The following is a 25,664-nucleotide window of genomic DNA, read 5'->3' as shown; positions in this document are numbered from 1 at the left end:
CCGCAGGAGGACCCCGGATAACATCGGGGAATGCCAGAATCCGCCCGCGACCGATTCGACGTGATCCCGCACGCACAGGGACGCGTCGGCGCCCACCGCGCCGAGAACCCCGGCATGCGCGGCTGGTTCGTGCTGCTCTGGGCTGCAGTGGCGACCGCGGTCCTCATCGCCGTCGGGATCTTCGCCGCGATGCTCGCCATGGGCCGGATCAGCTTCGACGGCGGCGCACCGGTTCCGAGTGTCTCGCGGACGGCGACCGCCTCCGCGCCGGCGCTGGACACCTCCTATGCCGTGCTGGTGCTCAACGCGACCGGCGCGAACGGCCTCGCGGCGAGCACGCGCGACACGATCGTCAATGCCGGGTTCGCCGGGAACGCTGTCGCGGCGAGCGATGCGAGCACCCAGGACTTCCCGACGACCACGGTGTACTACAAGACCGAGGCGGACAAGCCCGCGGCGCAGGCGCTCGCGAACCTCATCGGGGCGACGAAGATCGCCGTGAGCGACCAGTACGGCGACGATGTCGTGGCGGGTCAGAAGCAGCTGACGGTGGTGCTCGGGCTGGATCTCGCGAAGAACGCCCCGACGACCGAACCGACCCCCGCCGACACCTCGGGCGACGGTTCCGCGGGCTGAGCCGGGACGCTCCCTCCACGGCTTGCACTCACAGGGGTCGAGTGCCAGACTGGGTTTAGCACTCGACTGATCTGAGTGCTAAACCCAATGTCTACGTCCAGGAGGGACGACAGAACTCATGGCAAAGATCATCGCTTTCGATGAGGAGGCCCGTCGCGGTCTCGAGCGCGGCCTGAACATCCTGGCCGACGCGGTCAAGGTGACCCTCGGCCCGCGTGGCCGCAACGTCGTGCTCGAGAAGAAGTGGGGCGCCCCCACCATCACGAACGACGGCGTGTCGATCGCCAAGGAGATCGAGCTCGACGACCCGTACGAGAAGATCGGCGCGGAGCTCGTCAAGGAGGTCGCGAAGAAGACCGACGACGTCGCGGGTGACGGCACCACCACCGCCACCGTGCTCGCCCAGGCGCTCGTCCGCGAGGGCCTGCGCAACGTGGCCGCCGGTGCCGACCCGATCAGCCTGAAGAAGGGCATCGAGAAGGCCGTCGCCGCCATCACCGCCGAGCTGCTCGCCTCCGCCAAGGAGATCGAGTCCAAGGAGCAGATCGCCGCCACCGCGTCGATCTCGGCCGCCGACCCGGAGATCGGCGAGCTCATCGCCGAGGCCATCGACAAGGTCGGCAAGGAGGGCGTGGTCACCGTCGAGGAGTCCCAGACCTTCGGCACCGAGCTCGAGCTCACCGAGGGCATGCGCTTCGACAAGGGCTACCTGAACCCCTACTTCGTCACGGACCCGGACCGCCAGGAGGCCGTCTTCGAGGACCCGTACATCCTCATCGCGAACCAGAAGATCTCGAACATCAAGGACCTTCTGCCCGTCGTCGACAAGGTGATCCAGGACGGCAAGGAGCTCGTCATCATCGCCGAGGACGTCGAGGGCGAAGCACTCGCGACCCTGGTGCTGAACAAGATCCGCGGCATCTTCAAGTCCGTCGCCGTCAAGGCCCCGGGCTTCGGCGACCGTCGCAAGGCGCAGCTGCAGGACATCGCGATCCTCACCGGCGGCACCGTGATCACCGAGGAGGTCGGTCTCAAGCTCGAGAACGCGACCCTCGACCTGCTGGGCCGTGCGCGCAAGGTCATCGTCACCAAGGACGAGACCACGATCGTCGAGGGTGCCGGCGACGCCGAGCAGATCGCCGGTCGCGTGACCCAGATCCGTCGCGAGATCGAGAACACCGACAGCGACTACGACCGCGAGAAGCTGCAGGAGCGCCTCGCCAAGCTCGCCGGCGGCGTGGCCGTCATCAAGGCGGGCGCGGCCACCGAGGTCGAGCTCAAGGAGCGCAAGCACCGCATCGAGGACGCCGTCCGCAACGCGAAGGCCGCCGTCGAGGAGGGCATCGTCGCCGGTGGTGGCGTCGCCCTGATCCAGTCCGGCACGAAGGCCCTCAACGGCCTCGAGCTCGCGGGCGACGAGGCGACCGGCGCGAACATCGTGCGCGTCGCGATCGAGGCGCCGCTCAAGCAGATCGCCCTCAACGCCGGTCTCGAGCCGGGCGTCGTCGCGCACAAGGTCTCCGAGCTCCCCACGGGTCACGGCCTCAACGCCGCGACCGGAGAGTACGGCGACATGTTCGCACAGGGCATCATCGACCCGGCCAAGGTCACCCGCTCGGCGCTGCAGAACGCCGCGTCGATCGCCGGCCTGTTCCTCACCACCGAGGCCGTCGTCGCCGACAAGCCGGAGAAGGCTCCGGCCATGCCGGCCGACCCGTCCGGCGGCATGGACTTCTGAGTCCAGCCCCTTCGAGAAGACCCCCGGGATCCGTCCCGGGGGTCTTCTCCGTCTGCGGGGCTGCTCTGCGGGTGAACGTCCGGCGGCGAACCTCCGCTCAGTGGAACAACGCCATGGAGTCGTTCTCGGCCTGCGCGTAGAGCTGACCCGCGGAGCCGAGCGCCTGCGCGATGGCCGCGAGCGCCTGCTCCACGTGGGCCTGCGCTCCGCGCCATTGCTCCCCAGCGTTCTGGCAGGCGACGGAGGCGCCGCCGCTCCAGGACGATGTCAGCTGGGTGAGCTGCGACATCATGGCCGCGGAGTCGCTCTGCAGCCGTTCGGCGGTGGCCTGCACGGACAGCCTGGTGGTGAGGACGGCGTCGGTGTCGACGGTGAAGACGGACATGAGGATCCTTTCGTCATGGTGCATCGGATGCACCTGACGCTAGAGATCGTGCGACAGTCGTTGCGGGCTCGTCACGCAAGCGGTGCGGAACCTCCGCCGGACGCGGACTGTGCGGACCGATCGCGGAGGCAGCCGATCGCAGCGCTCAGCGCGACAGGTCGAGCGGCTCGATGGGCTGGGTGTCCTGCAGCAGGTGCTCGGGCGTCGCCCGCGGCGGTGCGAGCGGCAGCGACACGGTGAACGTCGCGCCGCCGCCCGGTGTCTCGGTCACCTGCACCGAGCCGTTCAGCGCGCGCACGATGGACGCGACGATCGCGAGACCCAGGCCGGCGCCGCCGGTGTCCCTGGTGCGGGACGAGTCGGCGCGCCAGAAGCGCTGGAAGATCTGATCACGGATCTGCTCGGGCACGCCTTCGCCGTGGTCGACGATCGCGAACCAGCCCACGTCGCGGCGTCGGTCCGCTCCGACGACCACCTCGATGGGCGAGTCGCCGGGGGAGAAGCGCCGGGCGTTGCCGAGCAGGTTGGCGATCACCTGGCGCACCTTGTTCTCCTCGCCGAGCACGATCGGCGGGGTGGAGACGGGCGCGACGACGGCCTCGGAGAAGTCGATCTCGGGAACCGGGTCGCCGTCGCGGGGGCGTCGGCGCAGGATCGCCGGTATGCGGCCGCGCGTGGGTGTGGAGCGGGTGATCGGGGCCGGACGCGTGATCGCGATGTGCGACGGTGCGGGCAGATCGGCGGAGTGCGCCTCGGCGGTCATGTCGATGACCGTGACCGGGCGCTCGGGCGCGGCCGCGCGGAGGTCGAGGGCCGCGTCCTGCGCGAGCGGACGGAGGTCCAGTGGCTCGATGGTGAGCTCGCGCTGCTCGTCCAGACGGGCGAGGGCGAGCAGATCCTCGACGAGGACCCCCATCCGCAGCGCTTCCTTCTCGATCCTGTCCATCGCCCGCGCGGTGTCCTCGCCGGGCTTGATGGCGCCCATCCGATACAGCTCCGCGTAGCCGCGCACGCTCACCAGCGGTGTGCGCAGCTCATGGCTGGCGTCGCCGACGAAGCGGCGCATCTGCTGCACCGAGCGATCGCGCTGGGCGATCGCCGCGTCCAGCCGGTCGAGCATGGTGTTGATGGCGCCGTTCAGCCGCCCCACCTCGGTGGTCGGCTCGAGATCGGTGAGCCGCTGGCTGAAGTCGCCCGCGGCGATCGCCATGGCGGTCGACTCCACACGGCCCAGCCGGCGGAAGGCGAGTGTCACCAGACCCCGGGTGGCGAGCGCGGCGATGATGATCGTCACGAGCGCCACCGTGGTGAAGACCCCGAAGAACGTCGCCAGGATGCGGTCCGGTTCGTCCAGCGACACCGCCACGATCTGCGTGTACGTGATGTTGGTGCTGGGGTCCTCCCGCACGGCCACGGCAGCGCGGAACTCGGATCCGTCCGCGCCGCGCAGCACCATCGGGTCCGCGCGACCGGCTTCGAGCGTGGCCCGGGCCAGGGGGTAGGAGGTCGGGAACTCCGGCTTGCCGGCCTTCGGCGCGCCGCCTCCGGAGTACACGAGGGCTCCGGCCGTGTCGTAGACCGCGACGAAGTAGTCCGCGAGACCCAGAGTCTCGTCCTTCAGGGTGACGCTGAACGCACCGGAGCCGTCGGGCGTGATCGTGGCGAGGTCGCTCGTCACCAGCGTCGGCAGCTGGGATTCGACGTTGTCGATGAGCAGGTTGCGCAGGATCGGCATCGTGCCGATGCCGGTGACGACGAGCCCGAGCGCGAGCACGCCGACGGTGACGCCGGTCACCTTCGCCCGAAGGCTGATCCGGCGCCACCATCGCGTGATCGCGTCGGGCTCTGCCATCCCTTACGCGGTCTTCCCCACCTTGAGCATGTAGCCGAAGCCGCGCTTGGTCTGGATGACGGGCTCCTCGGTGTGCGGATCGATCTTGCGGCGGAGGTACGAGATGTAGCTCTCGACGATGCCCGCGTCGCCGTTGAAGTCGTACTCCCACACGTGGTCGAGGATCTGCGCCTTCGACAGCACCCGGTTCGGGTTGAGCATGAGGTAGCGGAGGAGCTTGAACTCGGTGGGGCTGAGCTCGATGGGAGTGGATCCGACGAACACGTCATGCGTGTCCTGATCCATCGACAGCTCGCCGGCGCGGATCACGGACTCCTCGTCCGCCTGCATGGTGCGCCGCAGGATGGCCTGCGCGCGCGCGACGATCTCGTCCAGGGCGAACGGCTTGGTGACGTAGTCGTCTCCGCCGGCGTTCAGACCCTCGATCTTGTCCTCGGTGTCGTCCTTCGCCGTGAGGAACAGGATCGGCGCTGTGAAACCTGCGCCGCGCAGCCGCTTGGTGACGCTGAACCCGTTCATGTCGGGCAGCATCACGTCGAGGATGATGAGATCGGGCTCCTCCTCCAGCACGGCCGAGATCGTGGCGGCGCCGTTGGCGACGGTCTTCACCGAGAAGCCGGCGAAGCTCAGGCCCGTGGAGAGGACATCGCGGATGTTGGGTTCGTCGTCGACGACCAGGATGCGCGCTTCAGTCATGCCCCCATTATGGTGACCCGATCCGTGTTCGGGCTGATTGGGGGCGGAACTTTCCTAGGGATCGGCTATGCGGCGCCTCAGGAAGCGTGACGATCGGCCCCTTTCGGGTGCAGAGTGTGTCCCATGAAGATCGACATCATCGAGCACGAGGGACCGTACCGTGTCGGCGTCATCGTCGGCAGTCTCTCCCGGGAGTCCATCAACCGCCGTCTGGCGAACGCACTGACGCATCTCGCGCCCGAGGGTTTCGAGTTCTTCGAGATCTCCTACGCCGACCTGCCGCTGTACAACCGCGATTTCGACGCCGACTATCCGCAGGTCGCCCTCGACTTCAAGGACGCGGTGACGAGCGCCGACGCGGTGCTCTTCGTCACGCCGGAGTACAACCGTTCGCTGCCGGGACCGCTGAAGAACGCGATCGACTGGGGCAGCAGGCCCTGGGGGCAGAACGTCTGGGCGCACAAGCCGACCGGCGTGGTGGGCGCATCGATGGGCGCGATCGGCACGGCCGTCGGCCAGCAGTCCCTGCGCGGGACGCTCGGCTTCCTCAACGCCCGGCAGATGACTGCGCCCGAGGCCTACATCCACTACTCGCCCGGCCTGATCGACGACGACGGCCGCGTCACGACGCCCGGGACCGAGGAGTTCCTGCGCCAGTTCATGTCGGCCTTCGCCGAGTTCACGGCTCGCGTGCTGACGGTCATCCCGCAGACCTGATCCTGGCCGGATCCGCACCGTCCACGGTGACGCAGCATCCGGAGATGGATGACGAGGAGCGCGGCGGGGACTCCGCCTGCTGGCTGGCTCGGGTCTGCCCGGAGTGCGGGGCTCTGCTCGACGATCCGACCGCGCCGTGCTGGCGCTGCGGTCTGAGGCCGGGGGAGGATCCCCGCGTCTGAGCACCTCGATCGAGGCCCGCACGCGCCGACCGCGTCAGTGCACCGGTCAGCCGCTCAGGGCGGCATGCACGGCGTGAGCGATCACCTCGCGGATGGGTGCGTCGGGATCCACGGTGACCCGGTGCAGCAGGAGGCCGTCGCCGGTGGCCATGACGAAGGCGGCGTGCCGAGCCGCGGTGTCCCCGCCGAGGCTCGTGAGGATCCCGCGCACCCACGCCTCCATGCCGAGCCGCTGTTCGCGCAGCGGTCGCACGGCGTCTTCATCCGCCTCCAGGAACAGCGCGTAGCGCGCCCTGGTCCGCGCCGCGAGCGGACCGGACTGGAGCTGGATCATCCGGGACACGGCGTCGATGAATTCGTCGGCGGAGCCGATGTCCGGCAGACCGGCGTCCGCGCGCTCCTGTGTCGCCAGCCACTCGATCACCCCTGAGACCAGCGCCGCACGCGTGCGGAAGTGATTCGATGTGGATCCGGGCGGCAGCGCGGCTGCGGCATCCACCCGGCCGTGCGTGAGCGCGCGGATCCCCTCCGTGCCGATCAGGGTCACGGCGGCGTCGAGCGCCCGACGGCGCGTACTGCTCATGGGACGAGCGTAGATCACTACTTTCATAGTGCGCTGACACTACGAGCGTAGTAAACTTCCCGGCGAACCGCAGTGGTCCGCGCGGTGCGATGACAGGGAGGTCTCGCCATGGATACCCCGGAACCCTCGCGACTCCAACGGGAATGGTCGCCGCCGCTTCCCGACGCGGCCGGATTCGAACACACGATGATCGCCACGCCGGGGCTGCGCACGCATGTGGCGTCGATCGGCGAGGGCGATCCCGTCGTGCTTCTGCACGGTTTTCCGATGCACTGGTGGCAATGGCGCATCATCGCGCCGATCATCGCTGCGGAGGGGTATCGCGTGATCTGCGCCGATCTGCGCGGCTCGGGCTGGACGGAGGCCGATGACCCGCGATTCGGCCCGGAATCCCAGCTGGACGACGTGGTCGCCGTGCTGGATGCGCTCGGCATCGGCACCGCGCGTTTCCTCTGCCACGACATGGGAGCGATCTCGGGGATGCAGCTCGCGTACGGCAGTCCGGAGCGCGTGCGGGCGATCGTGCAGGTCGCCGTGCCGCCGGGCTTCATGGAGTTCTCGCCCCGGGTGATGCCCGCGTTCGCGCACATGCCGGCGCTGCTCATGCACCGCGCGGGAAGGTCGCTCAGGTACCTGTTCGGATCCCGCTATGCGGCGAAGCCGATGACCGACGAGACGGTCGAGGCCTACCTGCGGGTGCACGAGCGGCCTGAGATCGAGCGGGCCGTGACCGCGCTCTACCGGGGCATGGTGATACCGGTCTCGCGACGGCTGATGGGAGGGGTCTACAAGCGGATGCGTCTGCGCCCGCCGATGCTCTGCGTGTTCGGCAGCGAGGACGGCCCGTTCGCGGAGCCGACGGTGCGCCGCATCTGCAGGAACCACGGGCAGCATGCCGACAGGTTCGAGCTCGCGTTCGTCGACGACGGGGCTCATTTCCTCACGGACGATCAGCCGCGCGAGGTCGCCCGGCTCGCGCTGGACTGGTTCACCCGCACCACCTGATCTCGCGTCGTGCGCCCTCAGGCCGCCTCGAGCTCGTGCGCGTCCAGGATCGTGTAGCTGTAGCCCTGCTCGGCGAGGAAGCGCTGGCGGTTCTGCGCGTAGTCCTGGTCGACCGTGTCCCGAGCGATCAGCGTGTAGAAGCTCGCGGTGTGCCCGGACTGCTTCGGTCGCAGCAGGCGGCCGAGGCGCTGCGCCTCCTCCTGCCGTGAACCGAAGGATCCCGACACCTGGATCGCCACCGAGGCTTCCGGCAGATCGATGGAGAAGTTCGCGACCTTCGACACCACGAGCAGCTCGATCTCGCCCTCGCGGAACTGCCGATACAGCTCCTCGCGCTCATCGACGGGCGTCGCGCCCGTGATCGACGGCGCGTTCAGCGCCTCGGAGAGCTCCTCGAGCTGGTCGAGATACTGCCCGATCACGAGGATGCGCTCGCCTGGGTGCTTCGCGATGAGCTCGCGGACGGCCGTGATCTTCGCCGGGGCCGAGGCGGCGAGGCGGTAGCGCTCGTCGTCGGTCGCCGCGGCGTACTCGAGCCGGTCGTCCGGCGGCAGGTCGACGCGCACCTCGTAGCAGGCGGCGGGGGAGATGAAGCCCTGTGCCTCGATCTGCTTCCACGGCGCGTCGAACCGCTTCGGACCGATGAGGCTGAACACGTCGCCTTCCCGGCCGTCCTCGCGCACGAGGGTGGCGGTGAGACCGATCCGTCGGCGTGCCTGCAGGTCGGCGGTCAGTTTGAACACGGGCGCGGGCAGCAGGTGCACCTCGTCGTAGACCACGAGGCCCCAGTCCATCTCGTCCAGCAGCGACAGGTGCGCGTACTGGCCCTTCCGCTTCGCGGTGAGGATCTGGTACGTCGCGATCGTGACCGGCTTGACCTCCTTCACCTGCCCGGAGTACTCCCCGATCTCTTCGGCCGTCAGGCTGGTGCGCTTGATCAGCTCGTCGCGCCACTGCCGTGCCGAGACCGCGTTCGTGACGAGGATCAGCGTGGTGGTCTTTGTCGCCGCCATCGCGCCGGCGCCGACGATCGTCTTGCCGGCGCCGCAGGGGAGCACGACGACGCCGGATCCGTCCTTCGCGAACGCGTCGACGGCATCCTGCTGATACGGGCGCATCGTCCAGCCGTCCTCGGCCAGCGTGATCTCGTGCGGCGTGCCGGGCGTGTAGCCGGCGAGGTCCTCCGCGGGCCAGCCGATCTTCAGCAGCTCCTGCTTGATCTGCCCGCGCGCCCAGGCGTCCACGACATACGTGTCGGGGGAAGGGTGGCCGACGAGCAGCGGCTGGATCCGCTTGTTCCCCGCGACCTGGGTGAGCACGGCGGGATCGGTGGAGCGCAGGATGAGCACGCCCTCGTCGTCGCGCTCGATCACGAGCCGGCCGTAGCGGTTCACGGTCTCACGGATGTCCACCGACACCGATGGCGGCACCGGGAAGCGCGACCAGCGGTCCAGCGTCTCCAGCATGTCCTCGGCGGTGTGGCCGGCCGCGCGGGCGTTCCACAGCCCCAGCCGGGTGACCCGATAGGTGTGGATGTGCTCGGGGGCGCGTTCCAGCTCGGCGAAGATCGCGAGCTCGTGCCGAGCGCTCTCGGCGTCGGGGTGCGCGACCTCGAGCAGCACGGTGCGGTCGCTCTGGACGATCAGCGGGCCATCAGACATAGCGGCCCAGTCTACCGGTCGCACCGGGGAGCCGGCGCTCGGCGCCCCTCGATCCGGTTCGGCGCGCGAGCGATCCGGGCGGGAGGATCGGGCTCAGGATTCGGCGTCCTCGATCGCACGTGTGGAGAGGATCGAGCGGATCGGCAGGGTGCGCTCGACGTCGCTCGCCCGGTCGCGTCCGCGCACGCGACCGCCTCCGAAGCCGGTCACCTCGAGCACCAGCTCGCGCGCCGTGCCGTCGGGCATGGCCACCTCGACGGCCAGCACCGCACGCTGCTTCGCGGCGTGCTCGAGCTCGCGCTCCAGCCAGGCCGCGTCCGCGTTGCCCTCGCGCGCCTCGCGCAGTCGAGCGATGAGCGCCGCATAGCGCTGCGCATCGGGGGGCGGCGGGGGCGCGCTCTCCGCCGTGGTGCGCACCGGCCGTTCGACGGCACCCGCCGCATCTACGAGCGCAGCGGGGTAGTGCTCGTCGGTGAGTGCCCAGAACACCGTGTCGCGGTTGACGCGCGTGGTCAGCACCGTGGTGTCCTCGGCGGTGTCCTCGGGCACGAGGCCCAGGGGGCGCAGGGCCTGGTCCACGCCGATCGCCTGCAGAAGATGCGCGTCGCGGCTGCGCACGCGGGTGCGTCCGGTCGCAGGATCGATCCCGACCTGCACCTGGCCGTGCCGGCTCGCGCTCTGCGCCAGCAGATAGCGCAGCGGCTGCGGCACCCCGGTCAGCGAGATGCCCTCGAGGAAGGTCAGGACGCCTTCCTCCGTCTCGCCGGCGGACAGCGCCGTGCTGAGCGAATCGGCGGTGAAGCGGTAGGAGGAGGCCTGGCTCGCCGACTCGCGAGCCGCCATGCCGCGCAGCCGCAGATCCAGGGCGGGCAGCAGCGGGCCCGGCGCGATCGCGGTGAGGTCGTTCTGCAGGAAGATCCGGTCGACTTCGGCGGGCACGTACGCGGCGAGGGCGGAGGGATCCGGATCCGCTCCGCGCCGCGGCGCCTCGGCCCAGGGGCTCTCCGCGGCGGCTCCGTCCTGGCCCGCGTCCGCGACGAGGCCGATCAGCCGGGCCTGCCGGACCAGCGCGTCGGTGCGCCCCGGCCAGCTCGGATCCCAGGGGTGCTCGCCCGGCCAGTCCGACAGGGGGATCCATCCGCCGTCCTCGGAGCGCAGCACCGGGGGCAGCGCTTCCCGGAAGCCCGCGACCAGTCGCGACCAGCGCTCGGAACCGGGTAGCCGGAGCCATTCCGCACCCGCATCGGACAGGTGCAGGGTGCGTTCGATCGGCCGGAGCAGCCCCGCGGCCGTGCCGAGTGCGAGCAGGTCGTCGAGCAGCCCCGGGTCGTCGGGAAGGCCGCGTTCGCTCATCCGGCGCTTCTCGGACAGGCCCACCGTGCCTCCCGCGAGCAGCGCCAGCGGACCCTCCTCGGCGAGCAGAAGCGCGTCGGCGAGGGTCGCGACCGTGGTGAAGGCTCGTTCGGCGGCTCGGGCGGACGAGGGCTCGTCGGCACTCGCGGCGAGGACGCCCGAAGCCGAGTCGGTCGCCGTGAGGAGCGGGTCCGCGGCGGCGTCGCGTCCGGCGACGGCCGCCGCCACCGTCGGCGGCAGTGTCGTACCCGACGGCGGAAGCAGGGCGAGGGCGCGCAGCGTCTCGGAGACCGCACCGGGATCCGAGCCGGATGCGGCGGCGACGAGACCTGTGGCCTCGGCGCGGGTCAGACGAGGCAGGACCCGTGTCACGGACGACGGATCCAGCAGCCCCTCGGCGGCGTCGAAGAAGTCATGCCAACCGGCGTCGGGGCGCACCTCACGGCGTCCGAAGAGCGCGGCGAGCTCGTCATCGGTGCGCGCGGACAGCGCCTCGGCGAGAAGGCGCGCATGGGTGCTCATGGTGAGGACGGCTCGCGGCGGCGTCAGGAGCGCCGCGCCGCGCGGCCTCTCCGCACGAAGCTCATGACGAGCAGCACGATGATCATGCCGAAGGCGATCGGCAGACCCCAGAACGGGAAGACGCCCACCACGGGCCAGGCGCCCTGCGTGAAGTCAGCCTGCTTCATGCCCACCGCGGTGGCGATGATGATCACGAAGAAGCAGATCACCGACAGGGCGGCCAGCGTCAGCGCGCCGAAGGTCAGGAACCGATCGATCCCGCGGATCTCCGGCTCAGGGGCAGGCGGCCGAGTGCTCATCCGTCCCAGCCTACCCGCTCCGCGACCGGTAGGCTGGTGGGGTGCGGGGCTTCCGCACGCATCCCGATCGGATCCCCCGGATCCGGCGCCCGAGTAATTGCAGCGAGGTTCTCCCATGCCCACCGGCAAGGTCAGGTTCTACGACGACGAGAAGGGGTTCGGCTTCATCACCACCGATGACGGCCAGGACGTCTTCCTGCACGCCACGTCCCTCCCCGCCGGGTCCGCGGTCAAGGCCGGCACGCGAGTCGAGTTCGGCGTCGCCGACGGCAAGCGCGGCCTGCAGGCGCTCTCGGTGCGCGTGCTCGAGGCTCCGGTGAGCCTCTCCAAGTCCAAGCGCAAGCCGGCGGACGACATGGCTGTGATCGTCGAGGACCTCGTGAAGCTGCTCGACGGCATCGGGGGCGACCTCCGTCGCGGCCGCTACCCGTCGTCCAGTCACGGCCGCAAGATCGCGGCCGTGCTGCGCAACGTGGCCGAGGACTTCGATGCCTGAGGACGACGACACGGCCGCCACGCCGGTCGAGGCCGAGCAGGCTGCGGACGGATCGGCAGCCGCCGAGACCGTCGCGCCCGCGGTCGAGGAGCGTTTCTCGACCGATGAGCCGCTGGCCGTGCCGCTCGTGAGCGAGCGTCTGCGGGGAGCGCGCGATCTCGCGCTGGCGGCCCTGCACGAGATCACCCCCGCCGCGTCGGTGGGGCCGGCTGCGGGCTACCTGCCCGAGGTCGACGGCGTGGTCTCGCTGCGCTTCGAGAATCGGCTCGGCGGCTACCCCGGCTGGTATTGGACCGTCTCGGTCGCCCAGGTCGGCGACGAGGAGCCGACCGTGCTCGAGGCCGAGCTGCTGCCCGGCGACGGCGCGCTGCTGGCGCCGGAGTGGGTGCCGTGGGCCGAGCGCCTCGCGGAGTACCGCGCGCATCAGGCGGAGCTCGCCGCGTCGGCGCAGCACGATGCGGAGGCGAGCGGATCCGATGAGGCTTCCGGCGACGTGCTCTCGGACGGATCCGACGACGACCTCGACGACGACGATCTGGACGATGTGGACGAACTCGACGAGGACGAGGACGATGCGGCACCGCGTCTGCACGCCGGTGACCTCGACGGGGTGGACATCGACGAACTCGATGACTCCGCAGAGCCCGCGGATGACTCCGATGACGAGTCCGAGGATGACGATTCCGACGAGGACGATTCCGACGAGGATGACGATTCTGATGAGGACGACGACTCCGAGGAGGAGTGAGTCCCCGGTTCCGGGCGCGGCCCGGGACCGCACCGATACGAGAGAAGGCGCCTCCGAGTGGAGGCGCCTTCTCTCGTATCGGAGCGCGATTCAGGCGCCCTGGTGCTCCAGCACGTAGTCGATCGAGCGGATGAGCTGGCGCACGTCGTCCGGCTCGATCGACACGAAGGTGGCGATGCGCAGCTGGTTGCGGCCGAGCTTGCGATAGGGCTCGGTGTCGACGATTCCGTTCTCGCGCAGGGTCTTGGCGATCGCGGCCGCATCGACGGAGTCGTCGAAGTCGATCGTGGCGACCACGGGGGAGCGGTCGGCCGGGTTCGCGACGAACGGCGTCGCGACGGCGCTCGCCTCCGCCCAGCGGTACAGCTCCTGCGACGACTCGTTCGTGCGGGCGGCTGCCCAGGCGAGTCCTCCGCTGCCGTTGATCCACTGCAGCTGGGAGTCGAGCAGGTGCAGCGTGGTCAGAGCCGGGGTGTTGAGCGTCTGCTCGAGGCGGGAGTTGTCGACCGCGTTCTTCAGGCTGAGGAACTCGGGGATGTATCGACCGGAGGCGGCGATCCGCTCGATCCGCTCGATCGCCGCAGGCGAGACCGCGGCGAACCAGAGGCCTCCGTCGGAGCCGAGGTTCTTCTGCGGGGCGAAGTAGTAGACGTCGGTCTCGGTCACGTCGAAGTCGATGCCGCCGGCAGCGCTGGTCGCATCGATGACGGTCAGGGCGCCGTCGGCCGCGACGCGACGGATCGGGGATGCGACTCCGGTCGAGGTCTCGTTGTGCGGCCAGGCGTAGACGTCGACGCCTTCGACGATCTCGGCCTCGGCGCGGGAGCCGGGCTCGGCCGTGCGCACGTCGGGAGCCTGCAGCCACGGGGCCGCCGCGGCCTTGGCGAACTTCCCGCCGAACTCGCCTGAGACGAGGTTCTGCGCCCGGTTCTCGATGAGGCCGAACGCGGCCGCATCCCAGAACGCCGTGGATCCCCCGTTGCCGACGATGATCTCGTAGCCCTCCGGAAGGCGGAACAGCGACGACAGCTGCTCGCGGACGCTGCGGACGAGGTTCTTCACCGGCGCCTGACGGTGCGAGGTGCCCAGCAGGCTCGACCCCACCGCGGCGAGCGCGCTCACCTGCTCCGGACGGATCTTGGACGGGCCGCATCCGAAGCGGCCGTCGACGGGCAGAAGTTCGCGGGGAATCTCGATCGCCATGCACAGATTCTAGGTGTCGGGGGGAGGGCACTCCTGCCCATGTGACACCGTGCGACGGGCTCTGCGCGCGGGGCAGGACATCCTGCGCTGCAGCGCAGCGGTGCTCCTCTGCAGCAGAGCCGACGCATATCCGCAGAAGGTAGGCTTGCCTAACACCACGCGACCGCATGCGCGGCACGACAAGGGGGATCGATGGCCGACCTGATCGACACCACGGAGATGTACCTCCGCACCATCCTCGAACTCGAGGAGGAGAACATCGTCCCTCTGCGCGCCCGGATCTCCGAGCGCCTCGGGCACTCGGGACCCACGGTGTCGCAGACGGTCGGTCGCATGGAGCGCGACGGGCTCGTGGTCGTCTCCGAGGATCGCCGGCTCGAATTGACCGACGCCGGACGCCGCAAAGCTGTGGACGTGATGCGCAAGCATCGCCTCGCCGAGCGCCTGCTCTCCGACGTGATCGGACTGGACTGGGCGTACGTGCACGAGGAGGCCTGCCGCTGGGAGCACGTCATGAGCGAGCAGGTCGAGCGCCGTCTGGTCGAGCTGCTCGGTCACCCCACCGAGTCGCCGTACGGCAACCCGATCCCCGGCCTGGACCAGCTCGGCGGTACGCCGGCGCGCACCTTCGACGAGGGCGTGATCGGACTCGTCGAGCACATGAACACGGCGGGGACGCCGACCGAGGGCACCGTGCGTCGTCTGGCCGAACCCGCGCAGGTGGATCCCGAGCTGCTGGAACAGCTGCGTGACGCCGGTGTCGTCCCCGGAGCGCGCGGGCGATTCCGCTTCAACGAGGGCTACGTGCTCATCGAGGTCGACGGGCAGGACGAGGGGCTCGAGCTTCCGGTCGAACTCGCGTCGCACATCTTCCTGGTCGCCTGAGCTCTCCCTGGCGCATCCAGGCGGTTCCGCCGCCTGGGCAACGCCTGTGCGCGCCCGGATGGATCCGCGGAAAATCAACGTTCAGCAGATCCTTGGGGCAGTGTGACACTTTCGTGACTTTCCGGTAGCGTCGGAAGGGCCGTCGGCGAGAAGCCCATCGACGGACTCCACGGCGCTCGCCTCATCGGCCCGTCGCCGCCGCGGAGAGACATGCGTCCGAACCCCGTACGGACCGACCCGATCGACGACGGACCGGCGCGATCCCGCGCAGAGGCCGGAGGACAGACTTTGCCTGAGACCACGATCGAGACCACCAGCCCGACGAGCGCCGACGCGACGACGCTCAGGAAGGGCCCGGCCCGATCCGCTTTCGTGCGCCCGGTCCGCACCGTGGCGATCCTGGGTGCTGTCGGCGCCCTGGTCGCGGCCATCGGACTCCCGGCGTTCGCGTCGACGAGTGGTCCTGCCGATGCGGCTCCGGTGACCACCGAGCAGCTGGCGGCCGACAACGCGCAGTCGATCGTGGTCGCGTCCGAGGCGACGCAGGCCCCGAGCGCCCGCGGGCAGTTCACTGCGACGACGCCCGACGAGATCGAGAAGCGCAAGGCCGAGGACGCCGCCGCAGCCCGCGCTGCCGAGGCGGCCGCATCGGCAGCATCGGCCAGCAGCTCCCGCCCGTCCCTCGCCGGGATGGCTCTTGTCGCTCCGGGCTCGGGCGCCGTGCGCTACCCGGTCACCAGCTTCACTCCCGGCGAAGGACCCGGATCCGGTCGCGGTCATGAGGGCTGGGACATGATCGCCCCTGAGGGCACCCCGATCTATGCGGCAGCCGCCGGCACCGTGACCGCGTCCGCCGAGAGCATCGGCGGGTACGGTGTCTCGATCATGATCATGAGCAATCTCAACGGCACCATGGTGGAGACCCGTTACGGTCACATGGTCTACGGCAGCCGGATGGTTCAGGCGGGTGACCAGGTCTCCGCGGGGCAGCTGATCGGGCTGGTCGGCAACACCGGCAACTCCTACGGATCGCACCTGCACTTCGAGGTGCGCATCGGCGGCTCGGTCATCGATCCGGAACCCTGGCTCGCCGCGAACGCGGGCTGACCGGCGTTCGGCGTCCATCGGTCGGACGGATCGCTTCTCCCGAATCCGGGGGTGACAGATTCATCACGATCGGGTAACGTCGGGGAGGTCGCCGACGAGAAGCCCGTCGGTGATAACCCCGGCGGCCGCCTCCCGGCTCGTCACCGCCGCGGTCATCCTGATGCAGGTCGAAATCCCGACCTGCACGCGAATGCGGACGAGCCGACGCACGGCGCCGAGGCCTGGAGGAAGCCCTTGGCCGAAGAACTCGAACAGACCGACATGTCCGTCGACACGCGTTCCCCGAAGCGTGCGACGAGCCCGGTCTCCCGATCCGTGGTGCGCCCGATCCGCACCTTCGCCGTTCTCGCCGCCGTCGGAGCGCTGGTGACCGCGATCGCGCTGCCCGCTCTCGCGACCGGCGCCGCGTCGCCCGCCACCGCGTCGCCGGCGACCGCGCAGCAGATCGCCGCGGGTCACGCGCAGTCGATCGTCGTCGCCTCCGAGGCGACGGCGGTGTCGGGCACGCGGAGTTCTTTCACCGCGACGACGCCGCAGGAGATCGAGCAGAAGAAGGCGGAGGAGGCCGCCGTCGCTGCGGCCAAGGCCGCCGCAGAGGCCGCAGCCAAGCCCTCGGTCGCCTCCGTGCGCACCAACATGGCGCCGATTGCGAGCCCCGGGCAGGTCATCTACCCCATGGCGGCCGGCTCCTACACGCTGAGCGACGGCTTCGGCGCGGCCCGTAGCGGTCGCAGCCACATGGGTCAGGACTTCGCCGCGCCGATCGGCACTCCCATCTATGCGGCCGCTGACGGCTGCGTCACGATCTCGCAGGACGGCTACGGAGGCTACGGCGAGACGATCGAGCTCTCGCACCCCGCTCTGAGCGGGGCCAACGCGATCTCCACGCTGTACGGGCACATGAACTACGGGAGCCGCGCCGTGAGCGTGGGCCAGTGCGTCACCGCCGGACAGTACCTCGGCGAGGTCGGCAACACCGGATGGGTCTCCGGATCCTGCCTGCACTTCGAGGTGCTCGTGAACAACACCGAGATCGATCCCCTGGCATGGCTCGAGGTGAACGTCCGCTGATCCGGCAGGGCGTTCACCGGAAGTTCTCCGCGTGGTCGCCACGGCATGGGTTAGCCTGATTCCGTCGTCGCAAGGGCGGAGGAACACGATGGGACGAATACCGAGCATCCGAACCACGGATGCACTCGGTCGACTCGTTCTTCGGCATTGCCCGCAGGATCTGCACGGATCATCCGTGCGCTCACGGCGCTGTCTCTCGTAGACAGCGCCGTTTTCGTATCCTGCGGACCCTCCGCCTGCGCACGGTCGAGAGACCGGGAAGCCGTCCCGGTCGGATCGAAGGGATGCAGGATGCGCACACTGGTGCTCAACGCAGGGTATGAACCGCTCGCGATCGTGTCGTTCCGACGCGCGATCGTCCTCGTCATGAACAAGAAGGCCTCGGTCGTCGAACGCGTCGACGACGACCCCGTCTGGGCGGCGAGCGGCCGCTTCGACCGCCCCGCCGTGATCGTCCTGAGCCGCTACGTGCGGATGCCGAGGAGCCGGCACGCCCCTGTCACCAGGCGGGGAGTGCTGCGCCGTGACGGCAATCGCTGCGGCTATTGCGGGAAGTCCGCATCCACCATCGATCATGTGCTGCCGCGCTCGCGCGGAGGCAAGAACTCCTGGGAGAACCTCGTCGCGTGCTGCCTGCGCTGCAACAACGTCAAGAGTGATCGCACGCCGCAGGAGATGGGCTGGGAGCTGCGTCTGACGCCGGCCCCGCCGCGGGGGACCGGGTGGACCGTTCGGGGATCCGAGCGCGGCGATCCCAGCTGGGAGCCGTACCTGGCGATGGCGGCGTAGGACCGTGGACGCTCGTTAGACTGAGAGGGCGCCTTCGTAGCTCAGTCGGATAGAGCGGCCCTCTCCTAAAGGGCAGGTCGCAGGTTCGAATCCTGTCGGGGGCACACGCGACCCGATCTCGGCCCCCCGCCACCTCGCCGCACATGTGGGAAAGGGACCGCCCAGACGGGCGGTCCCTTTCCGTTTCGTGTCCTGCGGTCAGTTCGCCGCGCGGTACGCCTCGATCACATCGGCGGGGATCCGGCCGCGTTCTGAGAGCTTGTAGCCGTTGTCTCCCGCCCACGCGCGGATCGACGCGGTCTCCGGATTGCGGTTCGGGCGCTTGCCCGCTGCGGTCGGTCGCCCGGTCGCCACGCGCTGCGTGCGCCGGCCTGCGGAGAGGTAGGGGGCGAGCGCCGTACGCAGGTCTGCCGCGTGCGCGCTGGTCAGATCGATCTCATAGGCGGATCCGTCGAGCGAGAAATGAACGGTCTCGCCTTCGCCCACTTCGAGAACGGAACCGTCGATATCGTCGACGAGCTGATGAACGATTTTGCGTGCCATGGCGACAAACCTAGTTGCAGGAATTGCCGGCGGCAATGATTGAAATGCGGAATGTCATGCATGCCCCGGATCGATCAGTTTCAATCCGACAATGCACCCGACCAATCCGACGATCAGCAGGATCCGGAGCCAGGACACGTCGGAATCGCCGGTGATCATCGCCCAGACGACGGTGAGCGAGGCGCCGATGCCGACCCACACCGCGTAGGCCGTGGCCGTGGGGATCTCTCGCATCGCCCACCCCAGCCCGAACATCGACGCGGCGAGACCGATCACGAAGACGACACTCGGCCAGAGCTTCGTGAAGCCCTCGGATTTGCCGAGGGCAGTGGCCCAGACGGCTTCGAACATTCCGGAGATGATGAGCACGATCCACGCCATGGCGGGCCTCCTCGAGAGCCAGTCTTTTCGCTGTCCGGGTACTGGCCCGCCTCGTCCGGGTGCGCGGTGCGCGATTCCGAGCCTAGCCGCACTCCCTGGGCAGGAGCAGGGCAGAGCCTCAGGGGATCAGCCCGTCGCGCCGAGCACGGGCGACGGCGGCATGACGGGTCGGAGCATCGAGCTTGGCCATCGCCGTGCCCAGATACGCCTTCACCGTCGATTCGCGCAGCCCCAGCTCGGTGGCGACCTGCGCGTTCGTCTGGCCGAGAGCGGCGCAGCTCAGCACGTCCAGTTCGCGCGGGGACAGGTGCACCTCGGCGGCGCGCGGCAGGGGCGCGGGGGCGGAGAGCGCCAGCAGACGGCGCTCCAGATCACCGAGGCGATCACGCACCGCCTGATCCGGCACGAGGGCAGCGATCGAGCGCAACTCGGCGAAGCTCTCCCGCAACTCCTCGCGATGCGCGGGGCTCAACGAGGGTGGGGGAGCGGGTGGGCCTGCGGCATGCAGACGTCGTTCCACCTCCTCGCGGATGCGCAGTTCACTGGCGAGCGCGTCGGCGATCTGCATCGCCGGAGCGGTGGTGACGCCGCCGGCCGGCGGGTCCTCCCACGCTCCCGCATACAGAACGCCACGCGGCCGTCCGGACACGATCACGGGGATCGCGAGCAGGGTGCGCAGCCCCTCGCCCAGCACGAAGCCGTCGTAGTCGTGGGTGATCTGCTGCGAGGCACCGTAGTCGTGCGTCATCCGCGGACGCAGTTCGGTCATGGCCCGGCCGCCGAGACCGCGCTGGGGCTGCACGCGAAGTCCCTCGAGGCTGCGCGTGCGAGAGCCGACGATCGCGGTGACGGGAACCTCGCCGCTGTCGAGCAGGCCGCCGAAGGCGACCGGGAAACGGGTGCGCCGAATCAGGTCGCGCACGGCCTGCGCGACCAGATCCGCATCGGATCCGACTGTCTCGAACGAGTTCACCGATTACCAACTTCCGGGGTTTCCCGCCCCGTCTGGTCGTTTCGTAGCGTCGACGTTATCATTCCAGCGCGCATCGGGGCTCGCCGGAGGACCACGGAGAATGGCGAGGACACGCGGTGCTGTTCCTGATCTGGTATTTCGTGTGTCCCTTTGGTGGCATTCGCCGCAATTCCCGGCGCAGTGGCGCGGAGGCATCGCCCTCGGCCTGCTGTTCGCCCTCGGTCGGGTTTCCCGACCGCATTAGTGATCACGCGAGGCTATGTTGCATTCGCGAATCGGAACCGGATCCGCAATCCGCGAGCATTCGTCCCGTGCGGATACGCGTCCGCCCCGGCGGCCTACACGCCGGGGCGGACGTCGTCCGCGGTGCGGCCTCGGGCGGCCGCATCCGCCTCCAGGTCCAGCAGGTACCGCTTGCGCTCGGGGTGCGCTCCGTACTGGCCGGGTGAACCGTCGGCGCGCACCACGCGGTGGACGGGGACGACGATCGAGAAAGGGGTGTTCCGGCACGCCGTGCCCACCGCGCGGGCGGCGCCGGGACTGCCGGCCATCGCCGCGACCTCGCCGTAGCTCGCGCTCTCGCCCCAGGGGATCTCGGACACGGCCTGCAGCGCGGCGCGGGTGAAGCCGTTCACGAGGCGCCAGTCCAGCGCGAGCTCCCGATCGAAGCGGATCGGGGCTCCGTCGAAGTACGCGTTCAGCAGTGCCTCCACGTCGGCGCCGGCACCCGGATCAGGTTCCGGCAGCGCGTGCAGCATCCGCGCGGTCGCCTCCAGCGCCCAGGGCGAATCGCGGTGCATCCCCTCCGGCAGGTCGAAGGCGACCAGCCCCTCGTCGGAGAAGACGAGCAGCGCATCTCCGAACGGGGTGTCGGCGAAGTCGTAGCGGTAGGTCATGCACCCATCCTCGGTCACCACCCGGACCGGCGGAGGCGTAGAGGCGCAATCGGTGAGGAACGACCGGAAAATGCCCGCTGTGGAGGAAGAAAGCGCCTGAATCCGGCGAAACCCAGCGGATCTGACGGTTCTGCCCATCCCGCACGCCTAGTCTTTGTCGTGTGTGGCGACGTGACGGGAAGAACGCGGAGGACAGGTCCGTGACGCCCAGCGACGTCGACGTGGCGGAGCCGGGCGTGCAAGTGGCGCACGCTGCGACCGTCGAACGGGCTCGTCTCAGGGCGGAGGCCGCGGAGCTCGGCGGGCCATCGCCGCTCACGGCCTATCGCGATGTCGCCGCCGGCGGGATCGACATCTCCCGGGCGCACCCCGGGAGCCTGCCCCAGTTCATCACCGGCCGCTCCACGTTGCTCTCGAACCTGTTCCGCGACGAGGTGGGGCTGCGCAACGCCCGTCTGGCCGCTGACCGCATCACGGCGAAGAACACCGAGCTGCGCACCGTGCGCGGTCTCGACGCCGTGCACCTCGCGGTCGGGCTGTGCACCTGGCGGATCGGCGGTGTCGACTACGCCGCCCCGATGCTGCTGCGGCCGCTCGCGATCCGACGGCACTACGCCGACTATGAGCTGAAGCTGCACGGACAGTTCTTCCTCAACCCCGAGCTCGTGCGCATCGCCCGTGATCACTTCGGGATCACGATCGACGATGCCAGGCTCGCGGCCCTGGCATATCAGAACGGGGTGTTCGCCCCGCAGCCCGCCATCGACATGCTCCGTGCGGCGACGTCGTCCGTCGACACGTTCTCGGTGCAGCCGCGCATGGTGGTGTCCACCTTCGCCGATGTCGGCACCGCGATGGCCCGCGACGCGCACGACCTCGACCATCCCGTGCTCAACGCACTGGCCGGGCACGCCGCCGATCGCGAGCGTGTGACCGCACCCGGTCCGACCCCGTCCGCCGCCGGTCCGGACGACCGGGCTCCGGCCTCGGACAACCTCCTCCTCGACGCGGACAACGAGCAGGAGCAGGTTCTCGCGCGCATCGCGGCCGGGCACTCGCTCACCGTCTCGACGCTGCCGGGAACCGGCGGGACCCAGACCGTGATCAACGCCATCGGCGAGCTGGTGCGCGCGGGCAAGCGCGTACTCGTCGTCTCGCCCCGCCGTTCGACGCTCGACGGCGTGCGGCACCGCCTGAGCGGGATCGGGCTGGACGGCTTCGCGGTCTCCCCGGCCTCCGTGCGCCGGGATCTGGTGCGCGCGATCGGCCGCAACGAGAAGGCCGCCGCGCCCAAGCTCGCTGAGATCGATGACGCCCTGCTCCGACTGCGCACGGTGCTGCGCGACTACCGCCGTGCTTTGACGGAGAGGGACCCGGCGCTGGGCGCCAGCGTGCTCGACGCCACTCGTATGCTCACCCGGCTCGCGCTGCTGCCGACGCCGCCGTCCACCACGGCCCGGCTCGGCCGGCCCGCGCTGCAGAATCTCGCGGAGGATCGGACCCACGCCGCCGAAGCGCTCGCGCAGGCCGCGCGGTTGGGGGAGTTCCGGTTCGGGCCCGACGATTCGCCCTGGTACGGGGTGGTCTTCTCCTCCTCCGACGAGGCGCATCGCGTGCACGCGCTCGCCGAGGGGCTGCATGCCCGCACCGTGCCGGATCTGCTCGAGCAGGGCTACGAGCTCGTCGCCCAGACGCGTATGCGTCCGTTCTCGACGATCTCCGAGCTCGGCGAGTACCTGCGCCTGCTCCAGGGGATCCGCGACTCGCTCGACCGGTTCACCCCGGCCGTGTTCGAGCGTCCGCTCGGAGAGCTCATCAAGGCCCACGGCAGCCGCAGGGAGAGCGCGGCGCTGACCGGCGCGAACCGTCGTCGGCTGCGCCAGCTCGCCAAGGAGTACGTGCGCCCCGGCGCGCATGTGGGCGACATGCACGACGCGCTCACGCGCATCCAGGCCCAGCGCACCGAGTGGCAGCGCTACGTCGATGCCGGCGTCGCCCCCGAGGTACCGCTCGGGCTCGCCGACGCCTCGGTGGCCTGGCGCGATGTCGACGCGCAGCTTGCCGAGCTCGATGCGGCGCTGGGCCGCCGCGAGCCGCTCGCGACGCTGCCCGTCGCGCGCCTGCTGCGCACGCTCGCCGGCCTCGCCGCGAAGTCGGACGTCTTCGAGAATCTCATCGAGCGCGCCCGTATCCGCGACGAACTGGCGGGGCTCGGCCTCGAGCCGCTGCTCATCGACCTGTCCACCCGACACCTCTCCGAGGATCGTGTCGGCGCGGAGCTGGAGTACGCCTGGTGGCAGTCCCTGCTCGAGCAGGCTCTCCGGCAGAACCGCTCGCTGCTGGGGGCGAACACCTCGGTCGTCGACCAGCTCGAGCGCGACTTCCGCCTCGTCGACGAGGCGCACGCCGGCGCCGCGGGGCCGCTGCTCGCCTGGCAGCTGAGCGGCCAGTGGCGGATCTCGATCGTCGATGAGGCCGCAGAGGCGCAGAACCTCCGTCACGGACTCACGCAGCATCGCACCACCGTCGCCGAGCTGGTGGCCGCGGCGCCCACGCTCATGCGCGTGCTCGCGCCGGTCTGGATCGCCTCGCCCTATCAGGTGCCGGATCTGCCCGACTCCGTCGAGTTCGACACCGTGATCCTCGTCGATGCCGCCGCGATCAACCTGGCCGAGGCGACCCCTGCCATCCGCCGTGCCCGTCAGATCGTCGCGTTCGGCGACCCGGTGCTGCAGAAGCCGACCGCGTTCCAGGTGGCGACGATGCCTGCGGAGGACCGTGAGGTGGAGGAGCCGTTCGACGACGTCTCGGTGTTCGAGCGCCTCTCCGAACTTCTGCCCGTGGTCACGCTGACCCGCAGCTACCGGGCCGGCGGCGAGGACCTTGCGTCACTCATCAACGACGCGTTCTACGGCGGCGAGATCGTCTCGCTGCCCTGGGCCGGTTCTTACCTGGGTCGCGGATCCCTGACCGTCGACTACGTCGAGGGCGGGGTCGGCATCCCGCACCCGGAGACCGGCGCGATGGAGAGCCCCGAGGCCGAGGTCGCCCGCGTCGTGACGCTCGTGGTGGAGCACGCGGTGCATCGTCCGACCGAGTCGCTCATGGTCGTCACGGCGAGCCGCACGCACGCCGAACGGGTCTTCGCGGCGGTGTCCATCGCCTTCGCGGGGCGCAGCGACGTGGCCGAGTTCGTCGGACGCGACACGCAGGAGCCCTTCATCGTGCTGACGCTGGAGGAGGCGGCGGCGGAGAGCCGTGACCGCGTGATCTTCTCGCTCGGCTACGGCGTCACCAAGCACGGCCGCGTGCTCAGCGATTTCGGCGACCTGTCCTCGCCCGATGGTGACCGCCTGCTCACGATCGGCATGACCAGGGCGCGCCGCTCGATGGTGATGGTCTCCTCGATCCGCCCGTCCTCGTTCGACGAAGGGCGTCTCGACCACGGTGCGGCCACGCTCATGTCGATCCTCGGCGACCTCGCCGGGCACACGCGCGAGGATCGCGCGGAGGACCAGGCGGATCCGCTGACGCTCGCGCTCGCGCGAGAGCTGCGTCGCATCGGGGTCTCGGTGGACGTGGACTACCGCGGGCTGCTGCCCCTCGTGGCGCAGCACGCCGGCAAGGCGGTCGTGATCGAGCCGGATCCGGAGTCTCGTCCTGAGTCGCTTCGCGAGACCCTGCGACTGCGCCCGCAGGTGCTGCGGCGCCTCGGCTGGCACTACATCAGGGTGCACGCCTTCGACCTGTACAGCGATCCTGCCGGCGTCGCGCGCCGCATCGGCGAGGTGCTCGGGGTGCCCCTCGACGCGCCGCGCGTGGACGGCGACACCCAGCCGCTCGACGTCGACGATGCCTGACGGCGAGCCTGAGCCGACGTCCGCGTCCACCGAGGCGGGTGCGGACGGAGCCGGATCCCGCCAGCGCGTCGTGCGCGTGCGCGGGTCGCGGCGCGCGAAGCTCACCCCGGCGCCGGGTACGCATGCCGAGCCGGACGAACGCGACCGGGACACCGGGGCGCAGGCGAAGAGCGCGGCGGGTCCGAACGATGCGGCGCTGCGTCGCGAGGTTCCACCGCACTACTGAGGCCTGGTGCACGGCGCTCTCGCCGGCGAGCGGCGTTTCGTCTCGCTCCGGCTGCGCCGGTGCTCGCTCACCGACCCGATCGGACGACGACGCCCCCGTCACCACGAGGGCGCGGGGGCGTCGAGGACGGTTCCGATCAGGCCGACTTCTGCTTCTCGAGCAGATCCCGGATCTGGATCAGCAGCTCCTGCTCCGTGGGCAGCGCCTCGGGCTCCTCGGTGACCCCGGCCTTGGCGGCGCGGCGCTGGTTGAAGTGGTTCATGGGCATCACGAACGCGAGGTAGACGACGAGCGCAACGGCCAGGAAGTTGATGACGGCGCCGATGATCGCGCCGAACGCGAACGTCGCCGACCCGCCGAAGAAACCTGGCACGGTGACCTTGAGTGCTTCGTTCAGGCTGTCCGCCTTGAAGAACAGGCTGATGAGCGGGTTGACGAGCGAGTCGACGACCACGTTGACGATGGCCGAGAATGCGGCGCCGATGACGACCGCGACCGCCAGGTCGATGACATTGCCTCGGAGGATGAACTCCTTGAACCCCTTGATCATGCTTCTTTCTCTCCCCTGAAAGTCGACCTCAGGATCCCGAGGCCGGTGCGGAGGCGGGCGCGGGTTTGGCGCTCGCCGTCGATTCCGTCTTCGATGATGCCCCCGTCGAGGAGGAAACCCCAGATCCCGCGCGGGAGTCGGTGCGATAGAAGCCCGAGCCGTTGAAGGTCACGCCGATCGATCCGTACTCCTTGCGCAGCCGGCCCTGGCATTCGGGGCATTCGGTGAGGGCGCTGTCGGAGAACGACTGCACGGCGTCGAAGCGGTGTCCGCACGCGGTGCAGGCATAGGAGTAGGTGGGCATGGG

The 25,664-nt window shown here is 69.8% G+C and carries 26 protein-coding genes, 1 tRNA gene and 1 riboswitch; of the genes, 13 read left to right on the top strand and 14 right to left on the bottom strand.

Annotated features, from left to right (window positions below; all coding sequences use genetic code 11):
- Window positions 1-30: 30 nt before the first annotated feature.
- The gene (locus tag LXM50_RS11565) at window positions 31-636 is read left to right on the top strand and encodes a LytR C-terminal domain-containing protein (RefSeq protein WP_233311470.1); all 606 of its coding nucleotides are present in this window, start codon (window positions 31-33) and stop codon (window positions 634-636) included.
- A 118-nt stretch (window positions 637-754) separates the two neighbouring features.
- Window positions 755-2,374: a chaperonin GroEL gene (gene groL / locus LXM50_RS11560; RefSeq protein WP_233311469.1), complete on the top strand. Its 1,620-nt coding sequence runs from the start codon at window positions 755-757 to the stop codon at window positions 2,372-2,374.
- A 97-nt stretch (window positions 2,375-2,471) separates the two neighbouring features.
- On the opposite strand, the gene LXM50_RS11555 is transcribed toward groL, so the two are convergent.
- The 3 genes from LXM50_RS11555 to LXM50_RS11545 all read right to left on the bottom strand — a co-directional run bounded on the left by LXM50_RS11555 (window position 2,472) and on the right by LXM50_RS11545 (window position 5,307).
- Window positions 2,472-2,759 carry a WXG100 family type VII secretion target gene (locus LXM50_RS11555; protein ID WP_233311468.1) on the bottom strand — a complete coding sequence of 96 codons (288 nt, stop codon included), beginning with the start codon at window positions 2,757-2,759 and terminating at the stop codon, window positions 2,472-2,474.
- Window positions 2,760-2,904: 145 nt separating this feature from the next.
- Complete coding sequence (locus LXM50_RS11550) at window positions 2,905-4,611, bottom strand: cell wall metabolism sensor histidine kinase WalK (protein ID WP_233311467.1); 1,707 nt, start codon at window positions 4,609-4,611, stop codon at window positions 2,905-2,907.
- Window positions 4,612-4,614: 3 nt separating this feature from the next.
- Window positions 4,615-5,307 (bottom strand): response regulator transcription factor, encoded by a 693-nt coding sequence (locus tag LXM50_RS11545; protein WP_159575299.1) that lies wholly within the window; start codon window positions 5,305-5,307, stop codon window positions 4,615-4,617.
- A 123-nt stretch (window positions 5,308-5,430) separates the two neighbouring features.
- Here LXM50_RS11545 and LXM50_RS11540 point away from each other — a divergent pair, with 123 nt between their 5' ends.
- Window positions 5,431-6,024, top strand: coding sequence for an NADPH-dependent FMN reductase (locus LXM50_RS11540; RefSeq protein ID WP_233311466.1), 594 nt, complete (start codon window positions 5,431-5,433; stop codon window positions 6,022-6,024).
- Between the two features lie 228 nt (window positions 6,025-6,252).
- Here LXM50_RS11540 and LXM50_RS11535 read toward each other — a convergent pair whose 3' ends face one another.
- On the bottom strand, window positions 6,253-6,789 hold the full coding sequence (locus LXM50_RS11535; RefSeq protein ID WP_233311465.1) for a TetR/AcrR family transcriptional regulator: 537 nt from the start codon (window positions 6,787-6,789) through the stop codon (window positions 6,253-6,255).
- Between the two features lie 186 nt (window positions 6,790-6,975).
- On the opposite strand from LXM50_RS11535, the gene LXM50_RS11530 reads away from it, so the two are divergent.
- Entirely contained in the window at window positions 6,976-7,794 is an 819-nt protein-coding gene (locus tag LXM50_RS11530; RefSeq protein ID WP_233311464.1) for an alpha/beta fold hydrolase, read from the top strand.
- A 17-nt stretch (window positions 7,795-7,811) separates the two neighbouring features.
- On the opposite strand, the gene LXM50_RS11525 is transcribed toward LXM50_RS11530, so the two are convergent.
- From LXM50_RS11525 to LXM50_RS11515, 3 genes are all read right to left on the bottom strand, one after another.
- The gene (locus LXM50_RS11525; RefSeq protein ID WP_233311463.1) at window positions 7,812-9,455 is read right to left on the bottom strand and encodes a DNA repair helicase XPB; all 1,644 of its coding nucleotides are present in this window, start codon (window positions 9,453-9,455) and stop codon (window positions 7,812-7,814) included.
- Between the two features lie 93 nt (window positions 9,456-9,548).
- Complete coding sequence (locus LXM50_RS11520) at window positions 9,549-11,330, bottom strand: helicase-associated domain-containing protein (protein ID WP_233311462.1); 1,782 nt, start codon at window positions 11,328-11,330, stop codon at window positions 9,549-9,551.
- Window positions 11,331-11,353: 23 nt separating this feature from the next.
- Window positions 11,354-11,629 carry a multidrug ABC transporter ATPase gene (locus LXM50_RS11515; protein ID WP_233311461.1) on the bottom strand — a complete coding sequence of 92 codons (276 nt, stop codon included), beginning with the start codon at window positions 11,627-11,629 and terminating at the stop codon, window positions 11,354-11,356.
- Window positions 11,630-11,744: 115 nt separating this feature from the next.
- Here LXM50_RS11515 and LXM50_RS11510 point away from each other — a divergent pair, with 115 nt between their 5' ends.
- Window positions 11,745-12,125 carry a cold-shock protein gene (locus tag LXM50_RS11510; RefSeq protein ID WP_233311460.1) on the top strand — a complete coding sequence of 127 codons (381 nt, stop codon included), beginning with the start codon at window positions 11,745-11,747 and terminating at the stop codon, window positions 12,123-12,125.
- Window positions 12,118-12,873, top strand: coding sequence for a DUF3027 domain-containing protein (locus LXM50_RS11505; protein WP_233311459.1), 756 nt, complete (start codon window positions 12,118-12,120; stop codon window positions 12,871-12,873). The genes LXM50_RS11510 and LXM50_RS11505 overlap by 8 nt, the downstream gene beginning before the upstream one ends.
- Before the next feature lie 90 nt (window positions 12,874-12,963).
- Here LXM50_RS11505 and serC read toward each other — a convergent pair whose 3' ends face one another.
- Entirely contained in the window at window positions 12,964-14,076 is a 1,113-nt protein-coding gene (gene serC / locus LXM50_RS11500) for a phosphoserine transaminase (protein WP_233311458.1), read from the bottom strand.
- A gap of 192 nt (window positions 14,077-14,268) precedes the next feature.
- Here serC and LXM50_RS11495 point away from each other — a divergent pair, with 192 nt between their 5' ends.
- From LXM50_RS11495 to LXM50_RS11475, 5 genes are all read left to right on the top strand, one after another.
- The gene (locus LXM50_RS11495; protein ID WP_233311457.1) at window positions 14,269-14,961 is read left to right on the top strand and encodes a metal-dependent transcriptional regulator; all 693 of its coding nucleotides are present in this window, start codon (window positions 14,269-14,271) and stop codon (window positions 14,959-14,961) included.
- 288 nt (window positions 14,962-15,249) lie between these two features.
- Window positions 15,250-16,068, top strand: coding sequence for a M23 family metallopeptidase (locus LXM50_RS11490; protein ID WP_233311456.1), 819 nt, complete (start codon window positions 15,250-15,252; stop codon window positions 16,066-16,068).
- Window positions 16,069-16,302: 234 nt separating this feature from the next.
- Window positions 16,303-17,139 (top strand): M23 family metallopeptidase, encoded by an 837-nt coding sequence (locus tag LXM50_RS11485; RefSeq protein ID WP_233311455.1) that lies wholly within the window; start codon window positions 16,303-16,305, stop codon window positions 17,137-17,139.
- A gap of 291 nt (window positions 17,140-17,430) precedes the next feature.
- The gene (locus tag LXM50_RS11480; protein ID WP_233311454.1) at window positions 17,431-17,928 is read left to right on the top strand and encodes an HNH endonuclease; all 498 of its coding nucleotides are present in this window, start codon (window positions 17,431-17,433) and stop codon (window positions 17,926-17,928) included.
- Between the two features lie 30 nt (window positions 17,929-17,958).
- Window positions 17,959-18,032 (top strand) — tRNA-Arg (locus LXM50_RS11475).
- A gap of 94 nt (window positions 18,033-18,126) precedes the next feature.
- Here the strand turns inward: LXM50_RS11475 and LXM50_RS11470 are convergent.
- The 4 genes from LXM50_RS11470 to LXM50_RS11455 form a co-directional block, all read right to left on the bottom strand.
- Complete coding sequence (locus LXM50_RS11470; RefSeq protein WP_233311453.1) at window positions 18,127-18,471, bottom strand: Lsr2 family protein; 345 nt, start codon at window positions 18,469-18,471, stop codon at window positions 18,127-18,129.
- Window positions 18,472-18,525: 54 nt separating this feature from the next.
- Window positions 18,526-18,852 (bottom strand): multidrug efflux SMR transporter, encoded by a 327-nt coding sequence (locus LXM50_RS11465; protein WP_233311452.1) that lies wholly within the window; start codon window positions 18,850-18,852, stop codon window positions 18,526-18,528.
- 13 nt (window positions 18,853-18,865) lie between these two features.
- A riboswitch (guanidine-III (ykkC-III) riboswitch) is annotated at window positions 18,866-18,929 on the bottom strand.
- Window positions 18,930-18,970: 41 nt separating this feature from the next.
- Entirely contained in the window at window positions 18,971-19,825 is an 855-nt protein-coding gene (locus LXM50_RS11460; protein WP_233311451.1) for a LuxR C-terminal-related transcriptional regulator, read from the bottom strand.
- A 338-nt stretch (window positions 19,826-20,163) separates the two neighbouring features.
- Complete coding sequence (locus LXM50_RS11455; RefSeq protein ID WP_233311450.1) at window positions 20,164-20,721, bottom strand: methylated-DNA--[protein]-cysteine S-methyltransferase; 558 nt, start codon at window positions 20,719-20,721, stop codon at window positions 20,164-20,166.
- Window positions 20,722-20,921: 200 nt separating this feature from the next.
- Here LXM50_RS11455 and LXM50_RS11450 point away from each other — a divergent pair, with 200 nt between their 5' ends.
- Both LXM50_RS11450 and LXM50_RS11445 read left to right on the top strand, forming a co-directional pair.
- Window positions 20,922-24,581, top strand: a complete 3,660-nt coding sequence (locus LXM50_RS11450; protein WP_233311449.1) for an AAA family ATPase — start codon at window positions 20,922-20,924, stop codon at window positions 24,579-24,581.
- Window positions 24,574-24,807, top strand: coding sequence for a hypothetical protein (locus LXM50_RS11445; protein ID WP_233311448.1), 234 nt, complete (start codon window positions 24,574-24,576; stop codon window positions 24,805-24,807). The genes LXM50_RS11450 and LXM50_RS11445 overlap by 8 nt, the downstream gene beginning before the upstream one ends.
- A 136-nt stretch (window positions 24,808-24,943) precedes the next feature.
- On the opposite strand, the gene mscL is transcribed toward LXM50_RS11445, so the two are convergent.
- On the bottom strand, window positions 24,944-25,357 hold the full coding sequence (gene mscL / locus LXM50_RS11440) for a large conductance mechanosensitive channel protein MscL (protein WP_233311447.1): 414 nt from the start codon (window positions 25,355-25,357) through the stop codon (window positions 24,944-24,946).
- A gap of 28 nt (window positions 25,358-25,385) precedes the next feature.
- The gene (locus tag LXM50_RS11435; RefSeq protein WP_233311446.1) at window positions 25,386-25,661 is read right to left on the bottom strand and encodes an FmdB family zinc ribbon protein; all 276 of its coding nucleotides are present in this window, start codon (window positions 25,659-25,661) and stop codon (window positions 25,386-25,388) included.
- Window positions 25,662-25,664: the final 3 nt, after the last annotated feature.

The organism is Microbacterium sp. Au-Mic1 (assembly GCF_021341785.1).
Lineage (GTDB): Bacteria > Actinomycetota > Actinomycetes > Actinomycetales > Microbacteriaceae > Microbacterium.
The sequence above is the reverse complement of the archived record's forward strand: the minus strand, read 5'-3'. Positions and strand labels throughout refer to the sequence as shown.

Coding starts and splice junctions, on each gene's coding strand:
- LXM50_RS11565 (WP_233311470.1), top strand. CDS start 31: ATGCCAGAATCCGCCCGCGACCGATTCGACGTGATCCCGCACGCACAG.
- groL (WP_233311469.1), top strand. CDS start 755: ATGGCAAAGATCATCGCTTTCGATGAGGAGGCCCGTCGCGGTCTCGAG.
- LXM50_RS11555 (WP_233311468.1), bottom strand. CDS start 2,759: ATGTCCGTCTTCACCGTCGACACCGACGCCGTCCTCACCACCAGGCTG.
- LXM50_RS11550 (WP_233311467.1), bottom strand. CDS start 4,611: ATGGCAGAGCCCGACGCGATCACGCGATGGTGGCGCCGGATCAGCCTT.
- LXM50_RS11545 (WP_159575299.1), bottom strand. CDS start 5,307: ATGACTGAAGCGCGCATCCTGGTCGTCGACGACGAACCCAACATCCGC.
- LXM50_RS11540 (WP_233311466.1), top strand. CDS start 5,431: ATGAAGATCGACATCATCGAGCACGAGGGACCGTACCGTGTCGGCGTC.
- LXM50_RS11535 (WP_233311465.1), bottom strand. CDS start 6,789: ATGAGCAGTACGCGCCGTCGGGCGCTCGACGCCGCCGTGACCCTGATC.
- LXM50_RS11530 (WP_233311464.1), top strand. CDS start 6,976: ATGATCGCCACGCCGGGGCTGCGCACGCATGTGGCGTCGATCGGCGAG.
- LXM50_RS11525 (WP_233311463.1), bottom strand. CDS start 9,455: ATGTCTGATGGCCCGCTGATCGTCCAGAGCGACCGCACCGTGCTGCTC.
- LXM50_RS11520 (WP_233311462.1), bottom strand. CDS start 11,330: ATGAGCACCCATGCGCGCCTTCTCGCCGAGGCGCTGTCCGCGCGCACC.
- LXM50_RS11515 (WP_233311461.1), bottom strand. CDS start 11,629: ATGAGCACTCGGCCGCCTGCCCCTGAGCCGGAGATCCGCGGGATCGAT.
- LXM50_RS11510 (WP_233311460.1), top strand. CDS start 11,745: ATGCCCACCGGCAAGGTCAGGTTCTACGACGACGAGAAGGGGTTCGGC.
- LXM50_RS11505 (WP_233311459.1), top strand. CDS start 12,118: ATGCCTGAGGACGACGACACGGCCGCCACGCCGGTCGAGGCCGAGCAG.
- serC (WP_233311458.1), bottom strand. CDS start 14,076: ATGGCGATCGAGATTCCCCGCGAACTTCTGCCCGTCGACGGCCGCTTC.
- LXM50_RS11495 (WP_233311457.1), top strand. CDS start 14,269: ATGGCCGACCTGATCGACACCACGGAGATGTACCTCCGCACCATCCTC.
- LXM50_RS11480 (WP_233311454.1), top strand. CDS start 17,431: ATGCGCACACTGGTGCTCAACGCAGGGTATGAACCGCTCGCGATCGTG.
- LXM50_RS11470 (WP_233311453.1), bottom strand. CDS start 18,471: ATGGCACGCAAAATCGTTCATCAGCTCGTCGACGATATCGACGGTTCC.
- LXM50_RS11465 (WP_233311452.1), bottom strand. CDS start 18,852: ATGGCGTGGATCGTGCTCATCATCTCCGGAATGTTCGAAGCCGTCTGG.
- LXM50_RS11455 (WP_233311450.1), bottom strand. CDS start 20,721: ATGACCTACCGCTACGACTTCGCCGACACCCCGTTCGGAGATGCGCTG.
- LXM50_RS11445 (WP_233311448.1), top strand. CDS start 24,574: ATGCCTGACGGCGAGCCTGAGCCGACGTCCGCGTCCACCGAGGCGGGT.
- mscL (WP_233311447.1), bottom strand. CDS start 25,357: ATGATCAAGGGGTTCAAGGAGTTCATCCTCCGAGGCAATGTCATCGAC.
- LXM50_RS11435 (WP_233311446.1), bottom strand. CDS start 25,661: ATGCCCACCTACTCCTATGCCTGCACCGCGTGCGGACACCGCTTCGAC.